The following is an 18,658-nucleotide window of genomic DNA, read 5'->3' as shown; positions in this document are numbered from 1 at the left end:
GCATGGAGGCTAGACTATGACGAAGGACGTAGGCGCAGCGGGTGGCAAGGCCCGAGCTGCAAAACTCACACCGGCTCAGAGAAGCGATATCGCCAAAGCTGCGGCTCGCGCGAGGTGGGCCAAGTTCAAAGACCCCGAGCGTATGCCCGAAGCCATAAGCGACGGGATGTTAAAGATTGGCGATATCCCCCTTGATGTGTACCGTCTGAACGATGAACGCCGACTGATCAGCAAAAAAGGTATGGCGGCAGCCCTCGGTCTAAAATCCGAAGGGGGCAACGCATTCATGCGCACTATGACGCGGAAAGGCATACGATCCGGATTGCCGGAAAAACTGGTAAATAGGATTGAAAACCCAATCCATTTCAAAGGATTGACCCATGATTTTGTCGATGGTTACAGCGTTGAAGATCTCATAGAAGTTTGCGACGCGCTTATCGTCGCCAAAAACGAAGGGCGTTTACATACCTCTCAAACGTTTCTTGCACTGCAAGCTGAACTGATCGTTCGTTCGTGCGCAAAAATTGGGATCATTGCGCTTGTTGACGAAGCAGTTGGGTATGTCGACAAGCGTAAAGACGAATACAGACAGCTCTTTCAAAACTTCATTGCCGAAGAAGTTCAGCAATGGAGTGACGAATATCCCAGCAAATTTTTCGATATGATCTATGGTTTGTATGGCCTTCGGCGTAAAGATCCAAAATCCTCCCGCCATCCTCAGTTCTTTGGCCATTTCATTCGAAAATTTGTATATTTCCCGCTTGCCCATAGTCGTGGCGGCATCCTCGAAATGCTGGATGAAAAGAACCCAGTGATCTACGCTGGCGGTTCACGGCGTTATAAGCTCTATCAGTTTTTGACGGATGAGGTAGGCATTGATGCGCTGAGGCAGCATCTGTGGCAGGTGATCGGTATCGGGTCAGCTGCAAGGGATCGTGTCCAGTTTGAGCGCGCATTCTACCGGGCATTTCCTGAAGCGGTTCCATTTGGACACCAGTGGGACATGCTCAACGACCTCGGGGACGGCACCTGAGCAGACCTTTTGCGCCAAGATTGATTAAGAAATTGAGAAGGGGGGCACCGATGTCCGAAGAGAAGGCAAGCACTGAAATTTGGCGGCATCTCAATGAAAAGATAATCGATACGTCGAACATCTTTTTGCGGAGCGCAATATTGATCAATGGTGGTGCAGCGATCGCGGTGCTCGGGTTCGTGGCATCAATTGCAAAAGCAGATAAATCTTATATCGATGTAATTGTGGGTATAGCTGACGCCATAGTTCTCTTTGCATACGGAACCGCAGCGGGGGTGATCGGCATAGCCCTTGCCTACCTCACTCACTACGCAACACTCGCAACACATGTAAATCTCAACGAAGCGAGACAGGGGCTTTTCGTTTGGCTAAAGCGTTCGCTGCACATTCTGGCAATTGCGGCTGCGATATCTACCATTTTCCTTTTCGTGAAGGGAACAGTGGCGGTGAAAGCCGCGATCTTGAGCGGTGTTATCTGACAGAAGTGCAAGACACCACGACATGTGCCCCGGCCGCAAATTCGGGGCACATTATGCGTTTTACCTTGACAGAACTCCGAAAATCGCGATGACATTTACGCACGACGGGTGGCATCGCATATGCGTTGTCCGTCTGATCAGGGACAAGCCCCTGCGCTGATGCGGCGTTACGCCCAGGTCGGGTCCGGATATACCGGGCGGCCCCTCCGAAAACTCACCAAAGCAACGTTGATTTTTCGAAGGAGAGGGCTGCATGTCCTACGCTCAATTGGTGGAAGCCCACCACAAGCTCACCTATTCCAACAACATCAAGATGGTCGCGCAGCAGATGCAGAACCCGCTTCGCGCGGCGGTGACCATGGTGTCGGCTACAGGCGAGGCGCAGGACGTCGCCGACCTGCTTGGCAAGAAAGACTACATCGAGGGTGAGGACTATTCCCGCCGCAACCCAGACAATCCCACACCGCGCAGCCGTCGCTGGCTGATCCGTCCCACTGTCATCGAGGACGGTGAATACATCGACAAGGAAACCAAGTTCGACGCGGCGATGGATCCCACTTCGCCGCTGGTACGCGGCTCAGTCAAGACCGTCGAGCGCGGTGTCTTCGATCGCATTCTCGGCGTGAAGAAAACCAGCGCCGGTTTTCAAGCCTTGGGCGGTGGTATCATGGGGCGCGCGGTCGAGGGCAAGCGTCCAGGCGGTACGCCAACCTCGCTGGCCACTGGCAACTATGTTGCTGCCGACCTCGACACTCCAGGCACTCCCCTTGGCCTTAGCCTGCTGAAAATCCGCAGCGCGTGCGAAGCCATGGAACTGGAAGACTTCGGTCTAGAAACCGACGACGAAATCTTCGGCCTGATCACGCCGAAGCAGAAGACGGACTTAATTAACCTCGCAATCGAAACCGGTAAGAGCCTCAACCCGTTTGAGGTCGACAATATTCGGAACGGCAAACCGGGCCAGTTGCTGGGTGTGAACTGGTTGTTCTCCAACCGGGTGCCGAAGGACAGCAGCGGCAACCGTCTGATCCCAATCTGGTCCAAGGAAAACGTGGTGGCGGGCGTCTGGCAGGATGTTGATGGCCGGATGTGGAATGACACGTCGGCCAAGAACCTCCCCTATATCTACACCGACGCCTACATCGACTGCGTGCGGGTGGAAGATGTGGGTGTGCGCATCATTCGTTGCGCAGAGTGATCCTGATCCCGACGGGGCGGGATCGCTGCCCTGTCGTTTACCCAAAATTCTGACAAAGGAAACGCAAAATGGCCGTTGTCAAATCCACCTCAGACCTGATCCACGACTATTTCGACATGGACGCCTACCCCCCAGATCCAGTGCAGGCCCGCGGCCGCCTGGTGATCGCGACAGGCACCGTGGCCAATCTCGCGACTGACAGCACCCTCAGCCAGTATCATCTTGTCGACCTGCCGTCCTCCTGCATCCTGCATCCCGACACATTCTTCGATGTCGAGAATGATGGCTTTGCGCAGATTGTGATCGGCACTGAAAGTGACACCGATGCTCTGGTCGATGTGCTTAAGTCTGCCGGCAATACGATCAGCCCGATCGCCAAGGGCGACACCAACCATGGCAAACGCTTGTGGGAAGTGCTGGGCCTTGCTTCCGATCCGGGCGGCAACATTGGCATCTGGAAGCACGCTGAAGCCGCGGCGGCCGCGGCGGGCTCAATGCCCTTCCAGATCCACTATATCACCGCCTGATCTGGCACCGCACCTGCGCGGGGCGGTTCTTGCCGCCCCGCCCCTTCTGATCGAGGCGCAGCATGGCCACCCCCAACGCGGCATCCACTATCGTCAGCCAAGCGTTTCGCTTCATGGAAGTGACCGCGCCGAGCTCGCTCGGGGATCAATCGACCAAAGCGACCGATGCGAATGAACAGTATCCTCTCGCCTTGAATGCGTGTCTCGAACAAGAAGATTTCAGCTTCGCGCGGCGGTTCGCGTTCCTCAAGCTCGCAAATACGCCGGAAGGCGAAGTTGTTGATCCGGACTTACCGAATTTCCATGTCCTACCAAAAGATTGCCTCAAGCTGCGTGGCCTTCGTGAGAAAGCCATCAAATGGCGCATCGATGGTCCCTATCTATTGACCGACAACGCCGCGGACATCGCGATCCGCTATACGCGGCAGATTACAAACGAAACACGCCTCCCGGCCCTTTTCCAAACGGCAGTGAGTTATCAACTTGCCATCCTGCTGGCCCCAACCTACGTCGCATCGCGCACCAAACGTGCCGACCTCGTGTCCGACGGCGCAGCAGCGCTGCGCAAGGCCATCGACAATGACGCGGTCTCTGCCAGCCATGCCCGTTGGGATGGGATGGATGAGCAAGGCGACTGGGCCAGCGAGGCGATCCGATGACCCGCTCGCGCACGCCTCAGTATTCCTTTTCCTCAGGTGAAATTTCACCGCTGCTGTTTTCCCGGCCGGACTATCAACGCAACCAGTCCGGCCTGCGAAGCTGCAACGGTTATATTCCCTTGCGACAAGGTGGCGCGACCCGTGCGCCGGGAACCAAGTTCCTTGGTTATACACGTAACAATGCCAAAGCCCGCCTGATCAATTTTGAATTCGCCGAAAATGACGCTTTAACGCTGGAATTCACCAACCTTCGGATGCGCGTCTGGCGCTATGGTGAACTGGTAATGAATGGGGCCAGCCCGTTCGAGTTGGTCACGCCATACTCAGAGGCCGTGCTGGACGACTTGTGGTGGGTGCAATCGGCCGACGTGATCTATCTCGCCGACGGCGTGCAACCTATCCAGAAACTTTCTCGTTTCGCGCTCGACGACTGGAGCATCGAAGATGCCCAATACGACGCGGGCCCGTTCCGGGTACAAAACCTTGATGAGACAAAAACGCTCCAGTGTTCGGCTGCATCGGGCAGCATCACTCTGGCCGGCACGGGCAACATTTTCGATGCGAGCTGGGTTGGCGTATTGATCCAGCTGAAACCGGTTGATTTCACAGCATTGCCGCTCTGGACAGGGAACACTGCGATTTCTGTCGGGGATTTGATGCGCTACGGCGACAACATCTACGAGCTTACCGCGGGGACGGATACCGGCGTCAATCCTCCCATTCACGCTGAAGGGGATCAGCTGGTCGATAGAGAAAAAGGAACGCGCTGGCTTCACATCTCTGACACCTCGGGCATCGTGCGTGTCACCGCCGTTGCGAACGCAAACTCCGCGTCGGCCGATGTCGTCAAGTCCATCCCGCAACCATGCATCACTTCGGCCACGTATCGTTGGTCGGAAGGCGCGTGGTCGGACCGTCACGGTTATCCGCGTACGGTAGAGATCTTCGATCAAAGCTTCTTCGCCGCGTTCAATACTGCCGAGCCGCGGGGCATCTGGGCCTCGACACTGGGCGATTTTAACGATTTCGAACCGAGCATCGATGCGGACGGAGCTTTCGCCTATACGATCTCGGGCAGCGACACCCAGAACTCAGGCACTTGGTTGCGCCGGGCCCGGCGTGGCATCTACATCGGGGCTCTGGGCGAAGTTATTCGCGGGTTTTCCAACGCGTCAGGCCAGCGGATTGGTCCGACCACCTTCGACACATCAGTGGAGGGGACCGACGGGTCACGCCCCGTCAGGCCAATCACACCATACGGGTATCCCGTCTTTGTGACGAAGGACGGAGCTCGACTTGAGGAAATCCGGTATTCATTTGAGGAAGACGGCGGCAAGCCTGTCGAACTTTCCCTTCCTTCGCAGCACCTCGGCGCAAAGGGATTTGAAGAGATCGTCTGGCAATCCTCCCCACAGCGTCTGGCATGGATCCGCCGAGGCTCCGGCGATCTGGTAGTGATGCTCTATGATCCGGATGAGCAGGTCTTGGGCTGGGCTCGATGCTCGCTCGCAGGCGGTTTCGTCGAAAGCCTTTCAATTTCCAGCAGCGAAGACAGCAAAACCGATATCCTGACCATGATAGTCCGTCGCACGATCGACGGTCAGACCGTGCGGATGATCGAAGAGCAATCGGTCATTTATGGCATCATTGCAGGGTTCCAGCCCATTGCCGAAACCAATCATTTCTTCGCGGCCTCCCAGTTCACGTCCGATCCCGCCACTGACACGTTCTCGGTCCCGCATCTGGTAGGCGAAACTGTTCATGCTTGGACTGACAAAGGTGAATATGGCCCTTATGACGTGCCCGCTTCGGGGGAAGTCGTATTGGAGGCAGAGGTGAGCCGCGCCTCGATCGGCCTGCTGGATGAAACCCACGAGTTCGAATTGCTTGATATCCCCGCTCCGGCGCGAGACGGCTCCACGATTGGTCGAAAAAAGCGCCTGCATGCTGGAAGCGGGATCATCCTGCGCAAGACTGCCGCAGGCCGCGTCAGCACCATCGAGCGCAATTTTGCCCAACCCGATACGGTTAACCGTTCCGAGGAGCTGGTGCCGCTACAAGTCGCCGCCGACCTCGTTAATGGCTACGACGGCGTAATGCGCCTCGAAGCGAACTCCGGCTATGCCGACGAAGTCAGCCTACTGTTCAAACCCACCGGCGGCGCACCAATGACCGTCATGGCCGTGATCCCCCATGTTGAGGAGGCGAACGCCTGATGTGTGACTTTATCACTCCGATGTTGGCAGTCTTTGGCGCAGGTGGTGCCACCGCCGCTGGCGCGACTGCCGGCGCGGCAACCGCTGCGACCACAGGCGCAAGCCTCGCCCAGATCGGTACGTTGCTGTCGATTGGCGGTTCTCTCTATCAGGGTTATGCGACCAACAAAGCCGCAAAACAAAACGTCGCTTTGATCGAGCAGCAAAAGAAAACTGAACAGCAGATGAACGCCGTGAAGGATCAGCGTGAGCGTGTTCGTTTTGCGTCAGCGATTTCACAGCAGGCTGCCGAACTGGCAGGTCGCGGGGTGCAGCTCGACAGCCCAACGGCCGTGCTGCTCGGTCAATCCGCCGCACAGGAAATGTCCTTCCAGTCGCAGGCCATCCGCTCGACCGGCCAGGCAACTCAGATGGAGCTGACCGGCGAGCAGCGGTCCTTGGAAGCGCGGGGCCGCATGGCCTTGTTGAAGGGGGGGCTTTCAGCCGCCGGCACTTGGCTGAACCGGGAGCCAGATGACTGGCCGGGGCTCGCGGCATGACGCTCACCGTTCCCAAGGCAGGTAGCGATGGAGGTCGATCTGCGCGGGTTCGCATCGAAGAGCCAAAGGGTGGTGCCATGCTTGCCCAGTTCGGCGACCAGATGCGCGCAGTGGGTGAGGCGCTGGAGAACGACTACCTGTCACGCGAGGCGCAGCGGTTCCAAACTGATCTGACGGGCGAAATGAACAACCTCCGCCTCGAGGTCATGGAGATTGGGGATCCAGATCAAGCGGAAGCCGCGTGGCGGCAGGGAAGCCGAGCTCTGCGTCAGAGCTACCTTGAAGGTCAAACCGAAGACGGTCGGCCCCGCGTCAGCCCGAAAAATGTTGAAAAATTCGGACTTACCTTCGATGAGCTGCACAATCGAAACGCCTTTTCTCTAGGCAAGCAAACGCTCGGCGCGCGGCAGGCGCAGCAGGAAGCGACGTTTATACGTTATGCGCAGACTGCCACTCAACAAGGTGCGACCGCAGATCCCGACATGCGTGCCACATTGCTTGGTCAAGGCTATGAGCAAATCGACCAGATGGTGGCGGCAGGTGTCATTGATGCCGCCGAAGGCGAGAGACGCAAGCTCGGGCTTACCCAAGACATGGACAACGCACGCGCGATCGAGATGGTGGCGAGCGATCCGGACGGGTTCCTAGCATCTAGCGGCGATGGTGACTTTGCAGGTCTCCCGGCTGATGTTCAGGCTAGGTATCGCGTGCAGGCGCAGGGCAATATTGATCGTGCCGCATCGGCTGCTCAGACGGCCGCAGAAAAGGCCGCGAAAGAACAAGAGAAAGTGGTTGGGGAGCGGCTTCAGGCGATCATCGATGTTCGCGACGGTGGCATGAAATCGGTCGATGAACGTTGGCTTGCCAGTGAGGAGGCAAAGAACCATCCAGACCACCCAAAAGCGATGGCGAAGCTATCCCTGTCCAACGAACAGCCCCGACTTCAACAAATGACGCCGGCCGAACTGCGCGCCTCAATCGCTGGCGAAGAAAATCGCCCGGTGAAGCACAAGTATCAGACAGAGCGTGTGCAGCTGCTGAAGGATCGGTTGAAGCTTGCTGAAACTGAACTGAGCAAGGATGCCGTGGCCTATGTGCGCGACATCGGTCTTTTTGTTCCTGACCTGCCGGAATTCGATCCGAGCGATCCGGCCGCCTATGCCAAGGGATTGCAGGCACGCGTCAAGATGTCCGATGATCTGGTCGAGAAAGGCTTCGTTCGGGATCCCGTCTATCTCGATGAAACCGAACTTGAGGCGCTCAAAGATGTCGCGGCCATCGAGAATGACCCGTCTGCGCGCGCATCGCTGGCCTATGCGCTCACGCAATCTTTGCCAGCGGACAGCCCGGTCACCGTATCCGACCTGATCAACGATCCGGTAATGAGCCATATCGGCGGGCTCCAAGCCGCTGGCGGCCGAGCCACTTTGGCAACTGAGGTGCTTCGAGGCCAGCAGGTCATTGAGGCAGGAAACGTCAAGCTTCCCCCAGTTGCCGATCGTACGAGTGCCGCCCATGTCGCACTACAGGGTTACTTCGCCGACGAGCCAAAAGGGGAGCAAACAGAAGCCGCAATTCGGGCTTCGGCTGACGCGCTTTATGCTGCTCGCGTACGGCGCACTGACCCGACGGCGGCCATTGATGAGGATATCTATCGTCAAGCGCTCCATGAGGTCATGGGCGGCACTGGAAAGTACGGGCAGACGAACGCCAAGGGCGGGATGCAAAGCGTCAGGGGCGCTCTCACCCCGTTGCCCATGAACACCAGCGCGGACAGCGTCAATCGCGCACTGGCGCAACTTCAGTTCGATATGGAAGGTCGTAAATCCCCTGTCTACGACAGGATGGATGCAGAATTTGCAGCAATGGCCCAAGCTGGCGGTGCGTTGCCACCGAGGGATTTCATCGGTGGCGCGGATGCACAGGCACGCGCCGATGCCATCTGGCAGGCAGCAAGCCGTTCTGGCGGCCAACCTGGCATCAATGGCGAGGTCATTGGGCCTGAGGCCTTGGCAGACATGCACCTTAAGGCCGTGGGGCCTGATGAGTACCGCCTTATGCATAACGGCCGAACAGTTGCCGACACACTCTCCGGCCTGCCTTTTGAATTCAGCCTCACAGAAATTCTGAACGGTTATGAGCAATGACCTTCTTCCTCAAGAAACGTTCCGAAGAAGAGCAGCAGCAAGTCGATCAACTGATGTTCGAAGGCACGCCTTCCTTTAACGAACGCCTTCAAGCGCAGACCAAAGCAACCCGCATCCGCAAAGACCTCAACGGCCAACGTGCAAAAATGGAAAAGTCAGTGGTCGAAGAGATCACCAGCCAAATTCCAACCGAGTACATTGTTGCGCCCGATACCGAAGCTGGAATTCCAACACCAATGCATCGGCACGACAACCTGTTCGAAAGTATTAACAGGGCCAAAGCCGCCAACCCGAAGTTTGGAAATCTGCCCGCTTCGATCGAGGAACTCGACGCTGAGGTGGATAGGCGTCGCAAAGAGGAGTTGCAAGAAGCTCAGGATGTCCTTGCCCAGGCAAACGGCTTTGTGCCGGAACTCGTGGGTGACCTATGGGCGGAAGTCACGACCCCCGAAGGTGCAATCATGCTGGGTACCGGCCTTACCGGTTCCGCGCGCTTGGGAACGACGATGCTGGTTGAAGGAGGGTTAGCGGCGCTCGATGAGACCCGGACCCTCGCCACGCAGCAACAAGTAGCAGAGCAGCTTGATATTGATCCGCCACAGCCCCTTGCTCAGATCGGGATGGCCGGTCTGACCGGTGCCGGTTTCGCTGGCGTTCTCGTCGGGGGAGGCCATGCACTTAGCTATACAGTGAACCGCCAGCGTACAACTGGGCTTCGTCGCCCTGCCGACGCACCACAGCTGCGCTATGCACAATCGGTGGAAGAAACCGAGACTGCGCTTTCACAAGGCAGCGAATTGCCGGCTGACACGGCACCACCAAACTCCACCACTCCCCGCTACATCGATACACCGCCGGGCTGGGAGCCGATCAAGAACGGCATTTTCGCAGGGGAAAGCGGCGGGGATTACAATGCTCTTTTTGGCTATCAGAACCGCTCCGGCGGCCGGTTTGCTAAGATCAAACTGACCGAAATGACAGTTGATCAGGCAATTGAGTTTTCCAACGTCCGCGGAGAATACGGCCAATGGGTCAAAGGTCAGATCGGTCGTGTCGCGACACCCATGGGTGCCTATCAAATCGTGGGAACTACCCTCCGTTTGGCAAAAAAAGGTCTCGGTCTGCGCGGCGACGAGCGGATGGATGAAGCACTTCAGGATCAGTTGGGCATTTGGATCTATCGCCAGCAAGGCACAAAGGCTTGGGAAGGCTACCGCGGACCGCGTAGCACGCCGCCAACGCCCGCAACAGGCGATGCTCCGGCGACCGACTTCGCCAGCTATGCTACAAGCCGGGGATATACCTCAGCCGGTCAAGTCACCGCCGGCCGGGATCTCCGCATCGATGTCGACTATGAGGTCGTTGATGCCAGCACGCTGACCCGCGCGAGTGGCGATCTACAGCCTCGCGATCGCGGGCGGGCGTCGAGCGACGAGCAGGTGTCCGAAATCGCCGCGTCGTTGGACCCTGCCCGGTTGATGCCGGCGCCGGAAGCGGATCGCGGCGCGCCCATCATCGGACCTGACAATATTGTTGAGAGCGGTAACGGCCGGGTGATGGCGATCCAGCGGGCGTTCGAACAGTATCCTGACCGTGCCGCCGCCTACCTTGAAGAAATCGAAGCGGCAGGTTTTGATGTTCCGGAAGGCGTCGAGCAACCAGTTCTCGTCGGCCGCCGCCGCTCAGAACTGACCGACAGCCAGCGCCAGAACTTCGTGCGGCAAGCAAATTTCTCGGCGACGGCCCGCATGTCGGCGACCGAACGCGCCGCAGTTGATGCGCGCAGTCTCGATGCTGAGACGGTTGCGATATTCGACCCGGCACAGCCGCTGACCGCGCGCGCCAATGCCCCGTTCACCCAGAGGGTGTTAAACTCTCTACCCCAGACAGAGCGGAATGCTTTGGTCGATGGTGCTGGACGGCTGAACGCTGAAGGTGTCACCAGAGTTCGGCAGGCTATGTTTGCGCGTGCCTTTGATGCCCCAGATATTTTGGCACGCTTTGCAGAGGCCAATGCTGGTGATCTGCGCGGGCTGATGGATGCGTTGGAAGGCGCGGCTCCGAGCTGGGCTTCCATGCGCTCCGCGGTCCAAGAAGGTCGCCTGCGCGACGAGCTCGACGTGACACCATTTCTGATGGAGGCAATGCGCACGATCGCCGATGCCCGTCGGATCGCCACGAGGGACAACAAAGCCTCTGCTCAGATGGTTGAAGAACTGCTGGCGGACGTTGACCTACTGGATGGGGCTCTGCCGCCTCTGACCGCCGCTCTGGTGCGTATGATGTACCCTGACGGCCGTGCCCTCCCCGCCCCTAAGATCACCGCGTTCCTAGACCGTTTTGCTGCCGAAGCGCAGAAGGTGGGCAAAACCGATGCGGCGTTGTTCGATGATGCCGTGGGTGTGCTGGATATTCTCAAGACGATCGACAGCCGCGCTTTCGGTCAATTGACCGAAACCGGCTCAGCTCGCATACCTGCCACGCCTCCGCGCCCCGCCGACATGCCCAGCGATGCGATCCCGGAAAATGTCTTTGCCGACGGTGCGTCATCGCCTGAGGTTCAGGAGGCCGATGACGTTCTGGCCGCTGGCCTCAAAGAGCGCACCGAACAGACAGCCAACGACCGCCAGACGGCTGCGGACATCCGCGCCTTGGCGGATGATGTTGCAGCCGGGGACGACCTCGCGATCCCGATGGCCGATGGCACCACGTTTTCAACCCGACAGGTGCTCGATGATCTCGATCAGGACGAGGCCCTGGAGACGATCATCGATCTTTGCACAATGAAAGGGGCGGCCTGATGGCGAACATCCATGATTGCTTGGCGCGCGCCGTTGAAGCAGGCGAACTGAACAAGGAACACGCCGAGGCCGCGGCCTCGGAATTCGATCAGCTGGTGGCTCGGTATGAACAGGCGATGCCACGCCACCAGGCTGAGGTGAGCGCGCGGGCCGATTTGAAAGAGGCAACTTCAAAGGCCCGCCGCTCACGCAGACATATGGTCTTGAACCAGTTGCAAACACTGCAACGGATCAAGGTACTGCTGACCGAGGCGAACGATCCCTCCAAAGCCATTCTCGACATGTTCGAAACCACCCCGAGCAGCGGTTTTAAGGGTGAGAATATCCGCTTTATTCAGGAGGCCATTCAAGCCCGAATGCGGCATGACATGCGGGAGTTCTTGGAAAAGGCTGGCGTTGGGGTAACCGGTCGCAGCAAAGACCCTGCTCTGATGCGGGATGTGATGCGGGAGCTGCATGATCAATCGACCGAGAGTGCCAATGCCAAGGAATTCGCTGAAGCGATCAGAAAAGTAAAAACTTGGCTGCGTCAGACCTTCAATGCCCATGGCGGAGACATTGGCGAGATCGCTGACCACGGTGCACGCCACAGCCACGATGCCCGCAAGATCGAGGACGCCGGGTTCGAGGCCTGGAAGGATGCAATCTATGATCGGCTTGACTGGAGCAGGATCACCGATCTGTCGACGGGTAAACCTTTTGCCGTGACCAAAGGCGCCCGCCCTTACCGTGCCGAGGCCGAAGCCTTCCTGAAGCGGGTATATGCCAACATCACGAGTAATGGCTGGGCAAGCCGAGAACCGAGCATGAGCTTCGGCGGCAAGGCACTCTACAACAAGAACGCCGAGCCCCGCCTGCTGCATTTCAACGACGGCGATGCCTGGATGGACTACAACGAGCTGTTCGGCACCACGGACCCCTTCACCGCGCTCGTCGGCGGGATGGACGCCTTGGCACGCGACATTTCACTGATGAAAGTCTTTGGGCCTAGTCCAAACGCCGGCATGGAGTTTGCCATCCAGACGCTGCAAAAACGCGTGAGCTTCAGCGGCAATCCAAAGCTGAAACAGAAAGTCGATGAAAGCGCGAAGCGCGCGCGGGTTCTGATGAACCACGCCACCGGCGCCATTAACCAGGCGGAAAGCGAGTTCTGGGGCCGCGCCATGTCGACCGTGCGACACGTCAACGTGTCCACTAAGCTGGGCTCGGCCGTTGTATCGGCTGTGAGCGATCTAGCCACGCTGACAGCAGGCTCCGTCGCCATGGGGCGCAACCCGGCCAACATGCTTGGAAATGCCGTCTCAATGGTCTTCGCCAACAGCACGCGAAAGTCGGCGGCGCGCATGGGTTTTACCGCCGAGACGCTGTTGTCGATGATGTCGAGCTCTGCCCGTCTCACAAATGACGAAGTAGCTAACGACTGGGCATCGCGCCTTTCAGGCTTCACCATCCGAGCGTCGGGCCTCAGCCGCTGGACCGACGGCATGCGCTTGGCGGTACAGATGGAAAACGCTGGCCACCTCGCCGACAATGTCGGGCGTGGCTTTGACGATCTCGACGTGATGATCCGCAAGCAGCTGGAGCGTCACGGCATCACAGCCCGAGATTGGCAGCACCTGTCCGACCCTGCGGCCCTCTTCGATGAGGGAAAGGGCGATTTCCTCACACCTTTCTGGTGGCTGGAACACCAAACCACCTTGCCCCGCGGCGAAGCCGAAGGTCTGGCCCTGCGGCTTCAAGCGTCGATCCAAGACCAAGTGGAATTGTTTGTCCCCTCTAAACGGATGCGGGCGACGGCCGCTTTCATCAACGATAGCCGCCCAGGGACGCTCGGGGGTGAATTCCTGCGCTCAACCATCGGCTTCAAAAACTACGCGCTGTCCCTGACCATGGGGCAAATCCATCTTTTCAACGCTCTGCCCACACCTCAGACCAAGGCAGCTTACCTTGTGACCATGGCCGCATCCACATTGATCATGGGCGCGTTGGCAGTGCAACTGAAGGAAATGGTCAAAGGCCGGGATCCGCAGCCGATGGATACACCGAAGTTTTGGTTCGCGGCCCAAATGCAAGGGGGCGGTCTTGGCATATTCGGTGATTTTGCATTCGCAGAGAAAAATCGTTTCGGCGGCGGATTGGCGCAAACAATAGCTGGTCCTGTTGTTGGCTTAATCGGTGACGCAGCACGCATTCCTGCTTCTAACTTCAACCTCGCTGTCGAAGGGAAGGACACCAAATTCGGTCGCGATGTGGCAAACTTCCTGCGCTACAACACGCCTGTGGCTTCGAGCCTTTGGCCCAGCCGCGTGGCTTTTGACCGGCTGGTTTTCGATCAAATCCAAATGATGCTGGATCCGGAAGCGGAGGCGCAGATGCGTCGCGCCGAGCAAAACCAGATCAAAAACCGTGGCAACACCTCTTGGTGGGCCCGCGGTACACCTGCCCCTTCTCGCGCCCCTGACCTCTCCAACGCCATAGGTGGCCAATGACGCGCGAAGCTTTTTCTCCCAGCCCCAGCTATCCCATCGATGGTGTAGGTCCATATCAAATCACACACCCTTACAAAGAGGGCACTCTGGTTGTCGCGGCGGTGCTCAATGGTAACCGGGTTGAGCTGCTTGAGAGCGAATACATCGTCTCGCCTGCTGAGAGCTTGTCTACTGGTGAAATTACACTGACCAACCAAGCGGCGGCGGACTATGACACCGGGACGCTCTATATTCGTAGGGCAACTGACGTCGAGCAAGGTTGGCTCGGCCAATCAGCACGAGAAAAAGGGCTCGAAGCCCAATTGGATTGGCTGGCTGAAGCGGTTCAGGATCTGACCTCGGCCGGCAAACGAACGGTACGCCTGGACGGGGAAACTTCACCGGTCACTCCAGAAGATGGACATGTCATCGTTTGGAAAGCAGGAGCCTTTCGCTCTGGACCCAGCGAAACGGATATCAGTGATGCGCAGCCAAACGCTGCGATTGCGCAAGAGAACGCTGCTATTGCGCAGGAAGCGGCGAGCAAGATTGATGAGTTCTCCGACAACCTCGTGTCCCGGGTGGACCTGCCGTCTTTGATCTCTCCTTTGGACGCAGCAGCCAACAGGCTGTTGCTTGAAGGGCTGGCTGCGGATGGCGCAGAGATCGACCTGTTCGGCATGAACGTCCTTGTGGATTACATGCCATCCGGCCGGTATCGCTCCGGCTCCTTTGAGATAGAAAGCACCGGGATCAGCTACCCCCAGCCCGGTCTTATCTCCATGTCTTCCGAGGCGCTGCCCAAAGGCGGCTCGCCCATCCAAACGCAATTTCAGGGCAACGGCCACTATGACCCGCGCGGGCGTAGCTTGGAAATTCAGGTGGCTTCGGGCTACCTCGAAAACGATCTGAACCTTGTGCAATACCGCTCCACGGATAGCGGCAAGACTTGGTATCCAAAGGTCGAAGAAACCCCTGACGACATCATCCGGCATTCCTACTACCCGACCGCAAGTTGGTGGAATGGCGGCCGCACAAACTTCATCGGCCAGGGACGCGCGCCCGAGGGCGATAAGGTGCAGTGGTTCTCTAAAATCCAGCCGTTTGTCGAGGCGCAAGCCGAGGTGACGGTCAGCACTGTCGCGGGCAGCAATAGGGTGCGTGTCGGCTTTAAAAATCATGGTGTGCCATCGCTCGATTGGGCGCTCGATCCGGTCACGATGAATGTCCTCAAGTTCACCATTCCAGACGGGGCTTCCTCTGGGGTGGGCGGCATTCCGGTTGCCGACATTCTAGGGAGCCGCACGATCTCGTATGACGGCAGCCATAATTTGTGTGCGATTACGGCGGCGAGCAATGCTTCCAGCACCGAAACCAGCACTCGGATCGTCACCCTGCAAATGCCTACCAGCGGGTTTGAGCCGATGCTGTTTGATGGTGGCACCCTGTCTTTGGAAGATGCATTGCTCGCCAATATCAGCGGCCTGACAAGCGTGACGATCATTCAGGGCATCACGCATGACGAGCGGCTTCCTATCATCGCCGTTTCGGGGAACATCAAGTGCTTGGTCGAGATGCCAACCGGCGTATCCAAACCGCAAACCCTGACAAAGAAGCTGGAATTTCTGCGCACATCGGGGGATGCGGGCGGCGTCCTGACGGAGCCATCGGTTGCATCGAACCCCTATGACACCAATTTTCTGTTCGGCTTCCTGCGCACGCAAAATTCAGACACCGAGCTTCCCAACTTCTGGTGGTCTGAGGATCGCGGTGCAACGCTGGGCGGGCAGTCTCCAATTGTTGTGCCTGCCGGATATGACATCACGTTCCTCAACCGCTCTCCGATCCCCTGCGCTCTTGGCGAGGACGGATACATCTACGCCATGGCGACCGACCGGCTGTCGACCGGAACCGGCGTTCAAGCCATGGGCGGCGTCTATCTCCTGATGGCAAAGCTGGAAGATGCGAAGCTGCTCGGCGGCGCGGCCTTCCAGATCCACAAGGTTGCCGAAACCCTCATCACGGCCCGCGCGGGGAATGAGGCCAGCGGGATTTCATCTGAGGCATCGCAAACAGGTCGACCGACCGTTATCAAAGAAGGTGGCCTTCTCCATTTCTTCTATGAAAGCGAGCGGCCCCTTGATGGCGATTTCTACACGTCTTCTGATGTTGCTGAGGTTGATGCTGTCCGCGTGACGATCGACACCGAGCATCGAACACTGACAGGCGGTCAGATCGGCGGCGCGGCTACCTTGCAGGCTAAGAAATTCTCTGACGCAGCAGGGGTTTCGGCAGCAGAGGCGGCGGCAAGCGCGGCGTCGATCGCAACCCAAGTGGTCCAAAGTGTTGCGGCGCTGGCTGCCTCGGTCAAGACCGAAGGCGTTGCGTTCCTCGCTGACGGGGATCGCAGTGGTGACTTCGCTTGGCTGACCGGTGGTTTCAGCACCGAGATTGCAAATGATCCCGCCCAGGGCGTTTATGTGGCATCCGACAATGATGCGACGGGCGCATGGGTTCGGATGTACGATGGCCCCTTGCAAGCGGGTTGGTTCGGCGTCGAGCGCGGCGTGAAGGTTGCTCAAGACGAGGCAATCAAAGATGCGACCAACTTCGCCAAAGCCTACAACCCCGATCTTGAATTCCAGCCGGGGCTCTATTTTTTCAACAAGTGGATGTTGAAGCGCGGGGTCCGCTACCGCGGGCTCGGCCATGTGAACAATCTCAGGACTGGCGCGACCAATTCAGAGTTTGATCCCCTTATCCTCTCGGAGAGCGCCGCCGTGTTCGTGGCGATGGGTGACGATTGGATCGCGGAAGCCGTCGATTTCTGCTCTCCTATGTACCATGTCGGCTTTGACCGCACGCTGACCAACGCGGTAGGCGACCGGCACCCCACAAGCCTGAACCCGATCACGGTTGCCCGCATGTTCGACGGGACCAATGGCGATGCGGTAGGAGCTACCGCTGCAACCTTGCGCGAGTTGAAAGTCGCGGTCTCCGTCGAGGACAGCTTTGAACGCCTGTCCATGCGGAATATCAAAATCATCCCTTCCTGCCCCGGCGTGGCAGAAAGCTATGGCCTGCTGGGTTACACCGACTATGCGACCGTTCGTCCTTGGGCGCGGTATGACATCGGGTTCTTCACCACGAATAGCTGGGGCCTCGACATTCAGGATTGCCAGATCGCGGGCTATTGGGGCGATGCGGGGCTATTCGACTTTCTGCCGCCCGATGATGGGTTCACAGCGGTCACCGCCAACTCTGAGCAAGGCCAGATCATCAATACCGACATTCAGTCGGGGGCCCTTTTCCGCTCCGGCGACCTGTTTCCCATTGTCGATATGACCGCGACGGAGATTTATGTCCGGTGGAGCAAGTCGCATCGTTTCCCCGCGAACGGCACGATCAATATCAGCAATGGCGATACCTTCGTTGGCGGCACTGATTACGCTTACACCGCGCTGGCATACAGCACGGTGGCAACGCCCTCCGGCAAGACCGGCGCTTTCCTGATCTTCACCGTGGCAGACACCAGCGGCATCTCGGCAAATTCCCACATCATCACGATCCCCGGCCAAGGTGGCTCATCCCATACCGTTTTGCGTGACTGCGCTATCGGCGGGCTGGATCACCTGATGGCAGTAGATCAGGCATCGGACGATATGCCATTTGTGATGGAACGATATATCCCGGCGCTTGAGGTCAGCGGCGCTCCCATGCGGGCAATCCGTCTTGAGGGCGTCACCCTGAACACACTCAGCCCCGTGATCGCTCATGTCGGTGCAGCGCGTGACCTGACCATTATGGGGAACACATATGCCGAGGCGAAGTCTTGGCGGTGGGATGCTGGCGATAGCCTACAATCCGCCCGTGGCGGCGTGTTCATCTGCGGGCCGTCTGCGCGGGATGATGGCGATGGCGTTGGTATGTATGCCGATGAGGCCGGTAGCGCCCTGAAAGCCAGCATCTATTTCGATCAGGCATTGCAGCTCAACAGCACAGTGTCCCTCGCGCCTCTGGTCGAGCCACGGGGAGCGGTTCGCCTCTCCACCATGACTGACGTGTTCCACCCGGCTGAGGGGAACTTCCGCCCCTACACCGCAGGAATAGGCATGTTGGATTGGCGAGCCGATGGCCTTGCGGATCGGCAGATGTACATGGCGCTTCGTGATGGCGCGTTCGATCTCCACACGATCCTGCGCGGGTGGTTCGCGAGCGGGGATCGCCTGCTCGACCTTGGCGACAACGGATCGGGCAGCCCGCTGCTGCGTCTGCGCTCCAACGGGGCAATCACATTCTACGGCGATGTGGATTTCCAAGGGGCGCTTCGGGTCAATGGCTCGATCGTAGCCGATGGTCAGGGCGGGGTGATGTTCCAAAAGGTGACCACGGCCGAGCTTGGCGATGCGGCGAACGCGGTCAACACGACCGACAAGCGGGAAGGCAAGATGGTCTTCGCGACCGACACGAACAAGGTCTACTACGCCATCAGCTCGGGCCCCACGTCCATCTGGTACGACCTTGAAGGCACCAGCAACGTGACGCCGGTGTGATCGATGAACCCGATAGATATACCCCAGATAGCCGAGCA

11 protein-coding genes are annotated in these 18,658 nt (G+C 58.3%); all 11 read left to right on the top strand.

The features are described from left to right. The first annotated feature begins 16 nt into the window (after positions 1-16). The 11 genes from K3758_RS07530 to K3758_RS07480 all read left to right on the top strand — a co-directional run bounded on the left by K3758_RS07530 (position 17) and on the right by K3758_RS07480 (position 18,620). The gene (locus K3758_RS07530) at positions 17-1,033 is read left to right on the top strand and encodes a P63C domain-containing protein (protein ID WP_259949474.1); all 1,017 of its coding nucleotides are present in this window, start codon (positions 17-19) and stop codon (positions 1,031-1,033) included. Between the two features lie 50 nt (positions 1,034-1,083). Continuing rightward, a complete protein-coding gene (locus K3758_RS07525) occupies positions 1,084-1,512 on the top strand; it encodes a hypothetical protein (protein WP_259949472.1) in 429 nt (142 codons plus the stop codon). A gap of 253 nt (positions 1,513-1,765) precedes the next feature. Beyond that, positions 1,766-2,710, top strand: coding sequence for a phage capsid protein (locus tag K3758_RS07520; RefSeq protein WP_259949469.1), 945 nt, complete (start codon positions 1,766-1,768; stop codon positions 2,708-2,710). A 68-nt stretch (positions 2,711-2,778) separates the two neighbouring features. Next, the gene (locus tag K3758_RS07515; RefSeq protein ID WP_259949462.1) at positions 2,779-3,237 is read left to right on the top strand and encodes a hypothetical protein; all 459 of its coding nucleotides are present in this window, start codon (positions 2,779-2,781) and stop codon (positions 3,235-3,237) included. A gap of 62 nt (positions 3,238-3,299) precedes the next feature. Beyond that, positions 3,300-3,896: a hypothetical protein gene (locus tag K3758_RS07510; RefSeq protein ID WP_259949459.1), complete on the top strand. Its 597-nt coding sequence runs from the start codon at positions 3,300-3,302 to the stop codon at positions 3,894-3,896. Next, positions 3,893-6,112, top strand: coding sequence for a hypothetical protein (locus K3758_RS07505; protein ID WP_259949457.1), 2,220 nt, complete (start codon positions 3,893-3,895; stop codon positions 6,110-6,112). Before K3758_RS07510 ends, K3758_RS07505 begins: the two co-directional genes overlap by 4 nt. Next, the gene (locus tag K3758_RS07500; protein ID WP_259949449.1) at positions 6,112-6,651 is read left to right on the top strand and encodes a hypothetical protein; all 540 of its coding nucleotides are present in this window, start codon (positions 6,112-6,114) and stop codon (positions 6,649-6,651) included. Before K3758_RS07505 ends, K3758_RS07500 begins: the two co-directional genes overlap by 1 nt. Beyond that, positions 6,648-8,798 carry a hypothetical protein gene (locus tag K3758_RS07495; RefSeq protein ID WP_259949446.1) on the top strand — a complete coding sequence of 717 codons (2,151 nt, stop codon included), beginning with the start codon at positions 6,648-6,650 and terminating at the stop codon, positions 8,796-8,798. Before K3758_RS07500 ends, K3758_RS07495 begins: the two co-directional genes overlap by 4 nt. After that, positions 8,795-11,599, top strand: coding sequence for a hypothetical protein (locus K3758_RS07490; RefSeq protein ID WP_259949443.1), 2,805 nt, complete (start codon positions 8,795-8,797; stop codon positions 11,597-11,599). Before K3758_RS07495 ends, K3758_RS07490 begins: the two co-directional genes overlap by 4 nt. Further along, complete coding sequence (locus tag K3758_RS07485; protein ID WP_259949441.1) at positions 11,599-14,088, top strand: hypothetical protein; 2,490 nt, start codon at positions 11,599-11,601, stop codon at positions 14,086-14,088. The genes K3758_RS07490 and K3758_RS07485 overlap by 1 nt, the downstream gene beginning before the upstream one ends. Then, the gene (locus tag K3758_RS07480) at positions 14,085-18,620 is read left to right on the top strand and encodes a hypothetical protein (protein WP_259949439.1); all 4,536 of its coding nucleotides are present in this window, start codon (positions 14,085-14,087) and stop codon (positions 18,618-18,620) included. The genes K3758_RS07485 and K3758_RS07480 overlap by 4 nt, the downstream gene beginning before the upstream one ends. The last annotated feature ends 38 nt before the right edge of the window (positions 18,621-18,658 follow it).

This window comes from Sulfitobacter sp. W002, from assembly GCF_025142135.1.
Taxonomy (GTDB): Bacteria; Pseudomonadota; Alphaproteobacteria; order Rhodobacterales; family Rhodobacteraceae; genus Sulfitobacter; species Sulfitobacter profundi.
The sequence above is the reverse complement of the archived record's forward strand: the minus strand, read 5'-3'. Positions and strand labels throughout refer to the sequence as shown.